Origin of the sequence: Streptomyces sp. GMY02 (assembly GCF_019056675.1) — a bacterium.
Classification (GTDB): domain Bacteria; phylum Actinomycetota; class Actinomycetes; order Streptomycetales; family Streptomycetaceae; genus Streptomyces; species Streptomyces odonnellii.
This window is the reverse complement of record NZ_CP077658.1, coordinates 603,109-617,905: the sequence shown is the minus strand read 5'-3', so window position 1 is coordinate 617,905 and position 14,797 is coordinate 603,109. Positions and strand designations below refer to the sequence as shown.

The following is a 14,797-nucleotide window of genomic DNA, read 5'->3' as shown; positions in this document are numbered from 1 at the left end:
AGCGCCGGAGCAGGTCCGGTCGCCGAAGGGGATGGAGCAGGGTCCTGTCCGCCTGTCCACCGCGCACGGCTGAACGCGGGCGCGCAGCGGACCGGCAGGGCAGTGGGCTGGCAGGTATGTGCGTACGAGACGCTGGCAGGTGCGTAGGTACGTTCGTACGAGACCTGGCGTCAGCCGGTGGTGCCGGTCCGGGCGGCGGCGAGGGCCGCGTCGGTGTCGGCCTCGGCCAGCAGGGCGTTGATATGGGCGCCGGCCAGCGCACCCGCCGCGGCGGAGGCGCCGACCTGGGCGGTCAGGTCGGTGGCATTGCCGGTCACCCACACGCCCGGCACCTCTGTGGTGCCGGCCATGCCGGAGGCGAAGCGGCGGCCCATGTTGTCGGGCAGGTCCTCCAGCGGCAGCCCCAGGCCGTCCAGGCCCTCGGCGCGGGCCTGCATCCGCGTGGCAACCGCGAGGACCCTGCGGGCCACGAACGTGCCGTCGCTCAGGCGTACCCCCGCGATATCGCCGTCCTCGCCGGTGACGACTTCCCGCAGCGGCGTGTCGACGACACGGACGCGGCGGGCGGCGAAGCGCGCACGCGTGTTGTCGTCGAGGCCGGTCCCGCGGGTGAAGTAGACGAGGTCTTCGGTCAGTTGGCGGAACAGCAGCGCGTGATGGATCGAGGCAGGGCCGGTGGCGATGACGCCGACCGGTTCGTCGCGCACCTCCCAGCCGTGGCAGTACGGGCAGTGCACCACACCGTGCCCCCAGTGCGCGGCGAGCCCGGGCACCTCCGGCAGTACGTCCCGCAGGCCGGTGGCCACCAGCACGCGGCGCGCCGTCACCGTACTGCCGTCGGCCAGGGTGAGGGTGAAACGCAGATCACCGTCGTCGGCTGCGGCAGCCGGTGCGGCCGAGATCACCTCGCCGACGACGACCCGGCCGCCGTACTGGCGCACCTGCTCCCGGCCCCGCTTCAAAAGCTCGCCGGGCGGCATACCGTCCAGCACGATGAAGCCGTGCATGGCCTCGGCCGGCGCATTGCGCGGGGTGCCGCTGTCGATCACGACGACCGAGCGGCGCGAGCGTGCCAGCATCAGTGCGCCGTTCAAGCCCGCGGCACCGCCGCCGATCACCACAACGTCCACGGTCTCACCAGGCGGTGCGTCGCTCGCGTACGCGGAAGTCCGCACAGACATGTTCGCGCCCCTTCATCGTGCGTGGCCCGGCCGCTCCGGGCTTCCGCGGTCGACGCTAAACCCGCGTTGCATTGAGGGCATACGATGTTGCTCATGACGCAAGAAACCGGAGAGCTGGACAGCCTCGTACGCAAACGCATCCGCGCTCTGCGGGTCGCACAGGGCTGGTCCCTGGAAGAACTGGCCACCCGCGCCAACCTCAGCCAGTCCTCACTGAGCCGCATCGAGAACGGCCGGCGCCGCCTCGCCCTGGATCAGCTCGTCATCCTCGCCCGCGCCCTGGACACCACCCTCGACCAGCTCGTCGAGACCGCCGCCGACGATGTCGTCACCAGCCCGATGATCGACGGCGCCCGCGGCCTGATGCGCTGGCCCGTGAAGGGCGACCCCGGCATGAGCGTCGTACGTCAGCGCATGACCGAGCCGCCGCCGGACAACCCCTCCCGTATGCGTGCCCACCCCGGCCGTGAATGGCTCGTCGTACTGTCCGGCACCGCGGTCCTCATGCTGGGCCACCGCCGCTTCCGTATCGAGACCAACCAGGCCGCCGAGTTCCCGACGATGATGCCGCACGCGATCGGCGCCGAGGGCGGCCCTTGCGAGATCCTGGGCATCTTCGACCGCGACGCGCGCCGCGGCCACCAGCGCGACAGCGGGGGCGACCGCGACACTCAGGGCACCTGAGAGTGACGGGCAAGCCGCCCGGCGCGCCCGCCCGACGCGAGGCGCCTTGCGCGTACGGCAGTGCAAGAGGCCAACACCTTGCGTAATCCGGAAGCCACCCTGCCGCGCGCGCAAGCGCGTCCTAGCGTGTCGGCATGAGTCACACGCAGCCGCACACCGTCCGCCACGCCGCCCAGCACGGCCACCACGACCAGCAGCAGTACGACACCGATGGCCAGGCGGAAATGCTCGACCTGGACGCGGAAGTCCTCGCCGAGCACATCGCGTACATCACCGCATGGCTGCCCCTGGAGACCGACCCGCGCCACATCGTGGATCTGGGCTGCGGAACGGGAGCGGGCACCTTCGCCCTGCTCGATCGCTTCCCCGAGGCGCACGTCATCGCCGTCGACACCTCGCCCGGACATCTGAAGCGTCTGCGCGAGAAGGCGTGCGCGCAGGACGTGGACGACCGCGTGCGCACCGTACAGGCAGACCTCGACGCCCCCGACTGGCCCGACCTCGGCACCCCGGACCTGGTGTGGGCCTCGGCCTCGATGCACCACATGGCCCACCCCCGTCGCACCCTGCGGGCTGTCCACGACATACTCGCGCCCGGCGGCCTGTTCGCCGTCGTCGAACTGGCCGGCTTCCCCCGCTTCCTGCCGGAGAACGCACCCGAGGACCGGCCAGGACTGGAAGACCGCTGCCACGCCGCGACCGACCGCCTCCATGCCGAACACGTGCCCCACCGCGGCGCCGACTGGGGGCCGATGCTGACCGACGCCGGGTTCACCCTCGAAGGCGAGCGCACCATCGCCGTAAACATCGAGGGCTCCCGCAGTGAGGCCATCGGCCGCTACGCACTGGGCGCCCTGCAACGCATCCGTCACACCGCGGCTGACGCACTGTCGCCCCACGATCTCACCGCGCTCGACCGGTTGCTAGACACGGACAGCCCGCACAGCGTCCTGCGCCGTGACGACCTGTCGGTCCGCACCGAACGTACCGTCTGGGCCGCACGCCACAACTGACCTCGGTATCCGCACAAGTTGCCCGCCGGGCAGAACTAGCACCCAGCGGGGGGTGGTCTCCTACAGTGAAGTACGCCATTGCGTAACGGGGCTTGGAAGCTGGAACAGGTACGGGGGCGGCTTTGACTTTGGTGGAGCGTATTGCTGAGCGGCGTGCGGGTGTGGGGGATCCGCGGACTTTGGTGGGGGAGTTGCGGCGGGCGGTGGTTCTGGTGCCGTTCGTTGAGGGTGGGTTGTGGACGGCGGAGCTGGGTGGGGTGCGCTGGGTCTGCGGGTTCACGGACGAGGCCGCTTTGGCGCGGTTCGCGAAGGCGCGGGACGGCGGGGACGGGCAGGTGTCCGGGCGGGAGTGGCAGTTCGCGGAGATCCGGGGTGCGCGGCTGCTGGATGAGGTGATTCCGGCGATGGGGGTGCCGGCGGGGGTTGCGGTGAATATCGCGGATACGGATGGGTCGATGCTGTTTCCGCCGGTGATGGGGATTGTGCCGGAGGCGGTCGCGGTGGATGCCGGTGTGTCTGGTGGGGGGCGGGGCTGATGGGCGGTTTCGGGGATCTGCGGTTCGACGAGGAGAGTGTCCGGCGGATCACGGAGGGCCTGCGTGCCGCGGTCGGGGAGTTGCGGGAGGTGGGCACCGGGACCGGCGCCGTACTCGGCAAGGGCTTCTCGGAGCTGGCCATGACCGGCATGGAAGCGGGGCATCGCGGGTTGTCGGTGGATTTCGAGGATTTCTGTGAGCGGTGGGAGTGGGGGGTGCGGGCGCTGGTCCAGGATGCGAACACGATCGCGTCGACGCTGGGGCTGGCGGCGGGGCTGGTGTGGGAGGAGGACCAGTACATCCAGGGGACGTTCAAGGTTGCGGTGAACGCGGCGGTGGGCAATCCGCATGCCTCGGAGGAGGAGATCACCGGGCAGGGCTGGGGTGAGGTGTTCACCCCGGATTATCTGAGTCCGGACTACAGCGCGGAGTCCTTCCAGCGGGCGGGGGACGAGGCCGCGCAGACGTGGCGGGACACGGGGCGGACGGTACTGACGGAGGGGCAGGGCGGGCGGCAGTCGCGGATACTGAACGATCTGCTGGGGGTGGATGAGCAGTCGTGGGACCAGGCGCTGGACGACACGTTCGGCCCGTCTCCGGAGGAGCGCGCCCAGCAGGCCGAGCAGCCGGACTCCGGGGGGAACTGAGCCGTGGGTCTTGGTGATTTCGTTCCGGATGTTGTCGAGGACGTGGTCGAGGACGGTGCCGAGTGGGTGGGCAACCGGGTTGAGGATGCCGGGCGGTGGACGGCGGACCGGCTGGAGGATGTGGGCTGGCAGTCCGGTGCGGACTGGGTGCGTGAGCAGTCGGGTTCGCTGGCGAACCGGCTGGGCGCCGAGGTCGACGAGCTGGATCTCGGCCAGAGTGAGGACAAGACCAAGCTGATCCATGGCAGTCCGGGCAAGATCCGCAGTACGGCCTCCCATCTCCGCGACCTGGAGAACGCGTTCACCAATGTCGGTGAGGGCCTGCGGGGTTTGGACTCCGGCTCGCTGCAAGGTGAGGGGGCGGACGCGTTCCGGGAGACGGTGTCGGTTGAGCCGCCGAAGTGGTTCCGGGGTGCGGAGGCGTTCGGGAAGGCGGCCGGGGCGCTGGAGTCGTTCGCCGGGACGGTGGAGTGGGCGCAGGGGCAGGCGCAGACCGCGATCGACAAGTGGAAGGCCGGTACGCAGGCCTCGGAGGAGGCGCGGGACGCGCACAACGGCCGGGTTGACGCGTACAACCAGGCCGTCGACCGGTACAACGCGCAGCCCGCCGACCAGCGTGACCCGGCCTCGCTGCCGGCGCGGCCGGGTGAGTTCAGTGATCCGGGCCGGGCGCGGATGGAGGAGGCTCAGGAACTGCTGGCCGAGGCCCGCCGCCAGAGGAACTCGGCCGGTGAGACGGCGCGGAGCGCGGTCGCGGAGGCGCGGGATACGGCGCCGCCGAAGCCCTCGTACGCCGAGCAGGCTATGGACGGCCTGGATGAACTGGAGGTCATGCAGACGCATTTCGGTGCGGGCATTGTGCGGGGCACGGCGGGGCTGGTCAGTTTCGTACGGGGGATCAATCCGACCGACCCGTACAACATCACGCACCCGGCGGAGTATCTGCTGTCGCTGAACAACACGGCGGCCGGGCTGGTGCAGGTGGCCAATGACCCGTGGGGCGCGGGCCGTCAGATGGTCACCGACTTCATGCGCGACCCGGCTGAGGGCTTCGGCCGGCTCGTCCCCGACCTGGTCCTGACCGCCGCGACCGGCGGCGCGGGCGCCGGGGTCAAGGCCACCCGGCTGGCCATGGACGCCGCCGACGTCGCCGCCGACGCCAACCGCGCCCGCAGACTCCTCGACGACGCTCCCGAAGGCACCCACGACCGCCCCAACGGCGACCGCACCACAGACGGCACCGACCCGGTGGACCTCGCGTCGGGCCGGATGTTCCTGCCCCAGACCGACGTGTCGCTGCCCGGGATCCTGCCGCTGGTCTTCACCCGCCGTACCGAGTCGGGGTACACGGCCGGCCGTTTCCTGGGGCCCTCGTGGTCGTCCACTGTCGACGAGCGGCTGGAGATCGACGCCGTCGGTGTCGTCCATGTCACCGCCGACGGGCTCCTGATCCGGTACCCGCACCCGGTCCCCGGCGTGCCCACCCGGCCGGAGACGGGCCGGGGCCGCGCCTTGCTGACCCGCGACGCCGACGGCGACTACACGGTCACCGATCCCGACAGCGGTCTGACCTTCCACTTCACCGCCCCGTCCGGCAACGAGCCGGGCGGTGACGGCGATGCCTGGCTGACGCAGATCAGCGACCGCAACGGCCATACGGTCACCGTCGACCGTGCCGAGGACGGCCTGCCGCTGGCGCTGGTCCACTCGGCGGGCGGGCAGGTGAAGGTGTCCGTCGCCGAGGGCCGGGTCACGGCCCTGACCCTCGCCGGCGCGGGCGAGGACGGCGCGGATCTGCCGCTGATGGGCTACGGCTACGAGGACGGCGACCTCACCGCCGTCACCCGGCCTTCCGGCGCCACCACCACCTTCGCCTACGACGACCGCCACCGTGTCATCGCCTGGATCGACTCGAACGCAAGCCGCTACGACTATGTCTATGACGACCGCGACCGTGTCGTGGCGGAGGGCGGCGAGGCCGGCCACGTCCAGATCACCTTGCGCTACACCGAACCTGACGCCGAGACAGGCCATCGCACCACCACGCTCACCACCGCCGATGGGCACACCACCCGCCACCTCATCGACGACCGCTGCCGGATCCTGGCCACCACCGATCCGCTCGGCCACACCACCAGGTTCACCTACGACCCACGCGGCAATCTGCTGACCCGCACCGACCCGCTGGGCCTCACCACCGCCTTCTCGTACGACGAGGAGGGCCGGCTCATAGCGGCCACCCGCCCCGACGGAAGCGAACTGCGTACCGTGCGCGGCCTGTTCGGTCTGCCGGTGGAGGTCGTCGGGCCGGACGGCACCCGCATGGTCCATGAGTTCGACGAACGCGGCAACCGCACGGCGGTCACCGACCAGGCCGGCTCCACAACCCGTTACACCTACGACCACGCCGGGCGGCTCACCTCGGTCACCGACGCCCTCGGTGCCGCAACACACGTGGTGTGCGATGCGGCGGGGCTGCCCGTGGAGGTGACCGACCCGGCCGGCGCCACCACCCGCACGGAACGCGACGGTCTCGGCCGCCCGGTCCGCGTCACCGACCCGCTGGGCGGGGTCACGCGCCTGGAGTGGGACGCGGACGGTCAGCTCGCCCGCCGTACGGGGCCCGACGGTGCGACGGAATCATGGACCTACGACGGTGAAGGAAACTGCACCACCCACACCGACGCGTCCGGCGGGGTCTCGCGCTTCGAGTACACCCACTTCGACCTGCCGGTCGCCCGCACACAACCCGACGGCACACGCCACGAGTTCGAGCACGACGCCGACCTGCGTCTCACCCGTGTGGTCAACCCGCAGGGTCTGACATGGAGTTACGAGTACGACGCAGCGGGCAACATCGTCTCCGAGACCGACTTCGACGGCCGCACCCTGGCCTACCGGGTGGACGCCGCGGGCCGGCTCGCCGCCCGCGTCGACGCGCTCGGCGGCACCATCTCCTTCGAGCGTGACCAACTGGGCCAGGTGATCCGCAAGGACGTCGACGGCCGGACAACGGCCTACGCCTACGACGGGGCAGGACGCCTCCTTGAGGCAGTCGGACCGGACAGCGAACTCCGGTACCAGTACGACCGTCGCGGCCACGTCAAGACCGAGCTGGTGGACGGCCGTCCCGTCGTCTACGCCTACGACGAACTCGGCCGCCGCAAGCGCCGCACCACACCCACCGGTCATGTCACCAACTACGCCTACGGCCCCGACGGACGCCCCCTCCGGCTGACCACCGGAGATCACCGCGTCGACTTCACACACGACGCCGCCGGCCGGGAGCTCGCCCGCGTCTTCGGCGACACGGTGACCATGGCCTCCGCCTGGGACGAAGCCGGACAGCTTGCCGCGCAGACCATCACCACCGGAGCGCGCACCGTCAACAGCCGCTCCTACACCTACCGCGCCGACGGCCACCTGACCTCCGTCGCGGACCAGTTGTCGGGCACCCGCACCTTCGATCTCGACCGGGCGGGCCGGGTCACCGCCGTCCATGCCCAGGGCTGGACGGAGCGGTACGCCTACGACGACGCCGGCAACCAGACCTCCGCATCCTGGCCGTCCCGCCACCCCGGCGGCGAAGCGACCGGGGAGCGCGCCTACACAGGCACCACCATCACCCGCGCCGGAGGCGTCCGCTTCGAACACGACGCCCTCGGCCGGGTCGTCCTGCGGCAGAAGACCCGCCTCTCCCGCAAGCCCGACACCTGGCGGTACGAGTGGGACACGGAGAACCGCCTCACCTCCGTCACCACGCCCGACGGAACGCGGTGGAGGTACCGCTACGACGCGCTGGGCCGCCGCACCGCGAAGCAGCGGCTGGCGGCGGACGGCGAGAGCGTGGCGGAGGAGGTCCGCTTCACCTGGGACGGCCTCACCCTGTGCGAACAGACCACCCATCGGCCGGACGCCCCGAACACGGTCGCCTTCACCTGGGACCACCGGGACACCGTCCCGCTCGCCCAGACCGAGCGCATCCTCACGGCCGACGACCGCCAGGAAGAGATCGACCGCCGCTTCTTCGCCATCGCCACCGACCTCATCGGCACCCCCACCGAACTGATCGACGAGTCCGGCGACATCGCGTGGCGCTCGCGGGCCACCCTGTGGGGCACCACGGCTTGGGCCCGCGACAGCAGCGCGTACACGCCGCTGCGCTTCCCCGGCCAGTACTACGACCCCGAAACCGGCCTCCACTACAACGTCTTCCGCCACTACGACCCGGAAACCGGCCGCTACACCTCCCCGGACCCCCTCGGCCTCGCTCCCGCCCCGAACCCGGTCGGGTACGTGGACAACCCTTACAGCGGGTGCGACCCGCTGGGCCTGATGCCCAAGTACACGAAGGAGGAGAAGGCCCAGCAGCGGGTCCTCAAGGTCGCGGACGGGGTCGTCGAGAGGGCACAGGACGGCCGGCTGAGGAAGGACCCCGACTACCACGGGGACACCAGGCACGGTTTCACGGACGAGCGGGTCCTGGAGATCCTGAGGAACCCGGATGCGGTGTATCACTCGACGGGAGGCGCAGGAAACCTCATCTTCCGGCAGGGCGAGGACGTCGTCGTGACCCGAGGTCCCGGTTCCTCCGCGGGTCAGGCCATCACGGCATACGGCCCGTCCGGGATCAGGGGCGAATCCGGGGCAAGCGCGCTGGGCGGCTCGCCAGCCGATCCCGGTGGGCCGATTACCCACACGGATATCGTGGAGGGCAGGATTCCGGCCAGGGACGGCTTCATGCCTCCGGCAGTGCAGATCCGATGAGGCGGCATTCACCATGAGACTGACACTCGATGACGGCTGGCGCGCGACGGTGACGGACGATCCGCTGCACCTCACCCCTCGCTTCGCGGGCACCTCTGTCCGCGTCGCGCCCTACGCGAATGTGGTGGAGCGGAACAAGTTCCTCGTGGACACGTTCGGTAGTCAGGAATGGCTGTGGGACAGTCCTGACGTTTTCCGGTTCGCCCCGGCCGGTCGGCAACTGGTCGGTGCCGAGTTCCATCTGCCGGAAGAATCCGCTTCCGCCGAGGACTCCGCCCGCGTTCCCGTCACGCCTGCGGTACGCCCAGGCGGGCTTCGCGCGGACGAGGCCCGGGACTTCCGGCAGGAGATCACCACGGTGCTCTGCCGCGCTCCTGGGGATGCCGTGCTGACGTGCCTGCGCGACCTCGATGTCCTCGACGAGCCGCTGGAGGCCCGCATCGGCATCGCTCCCGACGTGGCGCTTCTCGTCCAGCACGACACCGTCGTCGGGTGGAGTCTCACGGATCCCGCGCGGTACCTGACCACCGCGTTCGCCGCGCCCGACCCCAACCCGCCGTCCACCGCCACCAGTCGGCTGCTCACCGAGTGCCTGGACCTGATCACCCAGCCGGTGATCTACGAGGTGGAGGACCGTAACCCGGTCGCCCTGACCCGACTCCGGGCCGTCGACCACGCCCTCCGCAACCAACACGAGGACCGCCACCGAGCCGACGCCCTCCTCGCGCTCATCAGCAATCTCGTCGAGGACTACGCCGACCCGCCCACCAAGCAGAAGCCCTGACCACCTGCCTGACCCCCACGGCAATGTGCACACCGACCCGACACCCGGGCCGGGCGGTGCGTGATGTCACTGCCCGCCCGGCCCCGGTGAAGTGCCGGCCTACGATCCGCCGCCCGGAAGGGTTTCGAGCCACTTCTCGATCGCGTCCGCCGTCAGTGCCGAGTGCTCCTTGGCCAGTGAGAGGTGGTTCGCCTCGATGTCCCGGACTTCGTCCGCCGGTACGGAGGAGGTGTTGAGGATGAACCCGTCCAGATCCTGGGTGCACCGCACTTGGAGGGTGCGTGCGGTGGGCGGCGGGGTCTTGGACTCCGTCAGCGCCATGAACCAGTGCACCATCGCGGACATCCGGGCGCTGTTCAGCATCACGGACGGCGAGTCGATGTCGGCCAGGTAGAACCGGGTGGTCGCGTCGAGGTCGTTGCCCTCGCCCAGGTTGTAGTGGATGCTCGCGCTGTCCAGCAGGACGACGCCCTCGGGCTTGATCCCCCAGGTCTCCTCCATCGCGCCCGCCGCCAGATAGGCCAGTGAGCCGCCTGACGAGTGCCCCACCAGGACGAACGGTTCGCCGTCACTCGCGTGCAGCGCGCTCTCCGCGACGATACGGACCGCGGCCTCGCTCGTGGCGGGCAGCGGCTCACCGGGCGCGAAGCCCATCAGCGGGAGTGCCGAGAGGTGCCGCTTGCCGCGGAAGTGGGCCGCGATACGCGCGTACTGATGTACGCCGCCGGTGGCACCGGGTGCGCTGACGAAGATCAGCCTGGGGCTGCGCGGGCCGTCCGCCAGGACGACGGGCGCGGACAGCTCCTCCAGATCGGCGGGGGTCTCGAAGGTCGGGCGGGTGTTCGCCACGGCCTTCAGCAGACGCATGCCCTCGACGAGTTTCCCGTTCCGTACCGCGCTGTAGAAGAGGCCCTCCAGCGTCTCGCCCGCGTCCTGCGACGGCCGCGCCGCCGTGGACGGACCGCCACCATCGCTCTCGGAGCGGGGCGCCTGCTGCCCCGTCCGGAGTCCGGCGAGTTCCTGGTGCAGCCAGCCGGCGAGCTTGAGGGGTGTCTCGTTGTCGAAGACGACCGAGGTGGGCAGCCGCATGCCGAGCGCCTCGGCGAGCTGGTTGCGGAGTCCGACGGAGACCAGGGAGTCGAAGCCCAGCTCCAGGAAGCGGCGCTCCGGATCGATGGCGCCGGGATCACGGTGGCCCAGCAGTCCGGCCGCGTACCCCACCACCAGATCGGTCAGCAGTTGGAGCTGTTCCGCCGGTCCTAGCCTGCGCAGCCGGTCGAGCAGTGTGACGGGCGAGCGGTTCGCCGTGGCGGCGGAGCGGCGCGCCCGGGGGACGAGGTCCCGCCACAGCGCGGGCAGTGTCTGCTGGGCCTGGAGCCCCGCGATATCGAGGCGGACCGGTATGACAAGCGCCTCCGCGCGTCCCACGGCCGAGTCGAAGAGGGCGAGACCGGCGGCCGTGGAGATCGGCGGCATCCCGGACCGGGACATCCTGTCCATGTCGGACTGGGCCAGTTTGCTGGTCATCCCGCTGCCCTGGGCCCAGGGGCCCCAGGCGAGGGAGGTCGCGGGCAGTCCGAGGGACCGGCGGTGTACGGCCAGGGCGTCCAGGAAGGCGTTGCCGGCCGCGTAGTTGGCCTGACCCGGGCTGCCCACGACGCCGGAGACGGACGAGTAGAGGACGAACGCGGCCAGATCCAGTTCACGCGTCGCTTCGTGGAGGTACCACGCGGCGTCGGCCTTCGGTTTCAGCACCCGGTCCAGCTGCTCGGCGGTCAGCGAACCGAGCAGGGCGTCGTCCAGCACGCCCGCGGTGTGCACCACGCCGGTCAGCGGATGCGCGGCGGGTACGGCCGCCAGCAGCGCGTCCAGCGCCGTACGGTCCGCGACATCGCAGGCGACGACGGTCACCTCGGCGCCCTGGCCCGTCAGTTCGTCGCGCAGTTCCGTCGCGCCCGGTGTGTCCGGGCCCCGGCGTCCGGCCAGGAGCAGGTGCCGTACGCCGTGTTCGGCCACCAGGTGGCGGGCCAGTTCGCCGCCGAGGCCGCCCGTACCGCCGGTGATCAGTACGGTGCCCTCGCGGTCCCAGACGGGCGCGGCGCCCTCGGCCGGGGAGCCCGTCCCGTTCGCGGGCAGGCGGGTGAACCGCGCGGCGCGGACGGTGTGTTCGCGCACCAGCATCTGCTGCTCGTCCAGGGCGAGCACGCCCGGCAGCACTCCGGCCGACAGGAACGTGTCGTCCATGTCCACGAGCAGGAAGCTGCCCGGATTCTCCGTCTGCGCCGTTCGTACGAGTCCCCAGACCGCGGCCGCGGCCAGATCCCGGACCTCCTCACCCTCCGCGGCGACCGCACCACGCGTGACGAAGACCATGCGCGATCCGGACAGCCGCGGCTCGTCCAGCCACTCCTGGAGCAGGCCCAGCACCCAGCCGGTGAGGGCACGCACCGCCTCCGGCCGCTCCAGCTCCTGGTCGCCCACCACCGGCACCAGAACGACATCCGGCGCGACACCGCTGTCGCCGATCGTCCCGGCCAGTGACTCCGCATACGCGACGACCGTCTCGTCCGCACGGTGCATCGCGTAACCCAGATCCAGTTCATCGGCGCCGACGACCGCCCAGCGGGTACCGGACACCGGCCGCACGGCGGGAACGGAGACCCAGTCGACACCGAAGAGCGACGCGTTCTCCGTACGGCGCGGGGCGTCGGCCGCCTCCGGCTGAGCCGTCCGCAGAGCCAGCGACTCGACGGAGAACACCGGCTCGCCCTGTACGTCGACAGCCGCCAGTTCGAATGAATCCTGGCCAATGGCGGTCAGCCGTACCCGCAGGGCCGTCGCACCCGTGGCATGCACGGACACCCCGTCCCAGGCGAACGGGAGCAGCCCCCGTGACATGTCCTCGGGCCCGGCGAACACCGTGCTGTGCAGGACCGAGTCGAACAGGGCCGGATGGACCCCGTACCCGTCCGCGTCACCCGCCTGCTGGGGGAGCGTGACCTCGGTGTAGATCTCCTCGCCCCGGCGCCAGGCCGCGGACAGCCCGCGGAACGCCGGACCGTACCGCAGTCCCTTGCGGAAGAAGCGGTCGTACAGCTCGTCCACCGTCGCGGCGTCGACGGCTGTCGCGCCCTCGGGCGGCCAGACCGACGCGTCGAAATCGATCACGTGCTCCTCGCGGCCGACCCGCCCGGAGGCGTGCAGCGTCCACGTGGCGTCATGGACGCCGGAGGGGCGGGTGTGGCAGCGCAGCTCACGCCGGCCGCTGTCGTCCGCGCCGCCGATGGAGATCTGGACCTCGGCCGCGTCGTCGTGGGGGAGGACCAACGGGGTGGTGAGCACCAGTTCCTCGACCCGGTCGCAGCCGACCTGGGCCGCGGCGCGTACGGCCAGTTCCACGAAGCCGGTGCCGGGAAAGAGGACCATCCCGTTCACCACATGGTCGGCCAGCCAGGGATGAGACCGTACCGACAGCCGGCCGGTCAGCAGCACCTCGTCGGACCCCGCCACCAGCACCGCCGCGCCCAGCAGCGGATGTTCGGCCGGGACCAGGCCCAGACCGGATGCGTCCACGGCCCGCGCCGATACGGACGGCCAGAACCGCTCGCGCTGGAAGGCGTACGTCGGCACGTCCACCCGCCGCGCTCCGGGGAACAGCCGCTCCCAGTCGAGGGCGGTTCCCCTGGCGTACGCCTCGGCCGCGAACGAGAGGAAGCGGTCCCAGCCGCCGTCGTCCCTGCGCAGCGAACCGATCGCGTGCGCCCGGCGGTCGGTGGTGTCGATGGTTTCCTGAATGCTGGGGAGCAGCACGGGGTGCGGCCCGACCTCGATGAACTGCCCGTATCCGTCGGCCAGTAGCTCCCGCGTGGCGTCCTCGAACCGTACGGTCTCGCGCAGATTGCGGAACCAGTGCTCGGCGTCGAGCCCGGCGGTGTCGAACCGCCCACCGGTGACACAGGAGTAGTAGGCGGTCTCCGAGGCCTTCGGCGTGATGTCCGCCAGGGCTTCGAGCAGCTCGTCGCGGATCGCGTCCACATACGAGGAGTGGGAGGCGTAGTCCACCGGGATCACACGTGCCCGGGCCCCGTCGGCCTCGCACGCGGCGACCAGTTCCTCCAGCGCCTCCGGCTCACCGGCGACGACAGTGGCGGACGGGCCGTTGACAACGGCGATCTGGATACGGTCCCCCCAAGGGGCGATCGTACGGCTGACCTCCTCCGCGGACAGGGCGACGGACGCCATGCCGCCGTGACCGGACAGGCCCCGGATCGCACGGCTGCGCAGCGCCACGATCCTGGCGCCGTCCTCCAGACCGAGGGCGCCCGCCACACAGGCGGCGGCTATCTCGCCCTGGGAGTGGCCGACCACCGCGTCGGGCACCACACCCACCGCGCGCCACACCTCGGCAAGACCGACCATGACGGCCCACAGAGCGGGCTGGACCACATCCACCCGCTCCAGGCCGGGAGAGCCCTCGGTCCCCCGCAGGACCGACTCCAAGTCCCAGTCCGTGTACGGCGCGAGGGCCTGCCCACAGGCACGTACGCGCGCGGCGAACACCTCACTGGTGTCCAGCAGATCGACGGCCATACCGGCCCACTGGGCGCCCTGCCCGGGGAAGACCAGCACGGTCCTGCCGCTGCCGCCGACCGGGGTCCTGCCCCGGATCACCTGGGGGGCGACCTCGTCGGCGGCGAGCGCGTCCAGACCCGCCAGGAACTCCTTGCGGTCCGCGGCGACGAGTACGGCGCGGTGCTCGAACGCGGTACGAGTCGTGGCCAGCGAGAGGCCCACGTCCGCGGGGCTCAGTTCGGGCCGCGCGGACACGAAGTCCCGCAGCTTCGCCGCCTGGGCGCGTACCGCGCTCTCGCCCCGGCCGGAGAGCACCCACGGCAGCGCACCAGTACCGACGACCGCCGGCGCGGCCTCCTCCGAGGACATCCGCTCGCCTGTCCCCTCCGCGGCCGGCCGCGCCCGCGACTCCTCCGGAGACTGCTCCAGGATCACATGCGCGTTGGTGCCGCTGATGCCGAACGACGAGACGCCCGCGCGGCGCGGGCGGCCGGTCTCCGGCCACGCCGTGCGCTCCTTGAGCGGCTCGACCGAACCGGCCGTCCAGTCCACCCGCGTGGAGGGCGTGTCCAGATGCAGCACCTTGGGCAGCACACCGTGCCGGAGCGCCATC

General features: G+C 71.2%; 8 protein-coding genes. 6 read left to right on the top strand and 2 right to left on the bottom strand.

Translation table 11 applies throughout. The features are described 5' to 3' along the window. Positions 1-170: 170 nt before the first annotated feature. Positions 171-1,181, bottom strand: a complete 1,011-nt coding sequence (locus KQY30_RS02575) for an NAD(P)/FAD-dependent oxidoreductase (protein WP_217305363.1) — start codon at positions 1,179-1,181, stop codon at positions 171-173. Positions 1,182-1,274: 93 nt separating this feature from the next. Here KQY30_RS02575 and KQY30_RS02570 point away from each other — a divergent pair, with 93 nt between their 5' ends. From KQY30_RS02570 to KQY30_RS02545, 6 genes are all read left to right on the top strand, one after another. Further along, a complete protein-coding gene (locus KQY30_RS02570; protein WP_217305362.1) occupies positions 1,275-1,865 on the top strand; it encodes a helix-turn-helix domain-containing protein in 591 nt (196 codons plus the stop codon). A 224-nt stretch (positions 1,866-2,089) separates the two neighbouring features. Then, on the top strand, positions 2,090-2,878 hold the full coding sequence (locus KQY30_RS02565) for a trans-aconitate 2-methyltransferase (protein WP_254407520.1): 789 nt from the start codon (positions 2,090-2,092) through the stop codon (positions 2,876-2,878). A 122-nt stretch (positions 2,879-3,000) separates the two neighbouring features. Further along, positions 3,001-3,414: a hypothetical protein gene (locus KQY30_RS02560; RefSeq protein ID WP_254406902.1), complete on the top strand. Its 414-nt coding sequence runs from the start codon at positions 3,001-3,003 to the stop codon at positions 3,412-3,414. Further along, positions 3,414-4,061 (top strand): hypothetical protein, encoded by a 648-nt coding sequence (locus KQY30_RS02555; RefSeq protein ID WP_217305359.1) that lies wholly within the window; start codon positions 3,414-3,416, stop codon positions 4,059-4,061. The genes KQY30_RS02560 and KQY30_RS02555 overlap by 1 nt, the downstream gene beginning before the upstream one ends. A gap of 3 nt (positions 4,062-4,064) precedes the next feature. Further along, a complete protein-coding gene (locus tag KQY30_RS02550; RefSeq protein WP_217305358.1) occupies positions 4,065-8,828 on the top strand; it encodes a putative T7SS-secreted protein in 4,764 nt (1,587 codons plus the stop codon). A gap of 13 nt (positions 8,829-8,841) precedes the next feature. Further along, positions 8,842-9,612, top strand: a complete 771-nt coding sequence (locus KQY30_RS02545) for a hypothetical protein (protein WP_217305357.1) — start codon at positions 8,842-8,844, stop codon at positions 9,610-9,612. Positions 9,613-9,711: 99 nt separating this feature from the next. Here the strand turns inward: KQY30_RS02545 and KQY30_RS02540 are convergent, their stop codons facing one another. Continuing rightward, positions 9,712-14,796, bottom strand: a complete 5,085-nt coding sequence (locus tag KQY30_RS02540) for a type I polyketide synthase (protein WP_254407519.1) — start codon at positions 14,794-14,796, stop codon at positions 9,712-9,714. Between the last annotated feature and the right edge of the window lies 1 nt (position 14,797).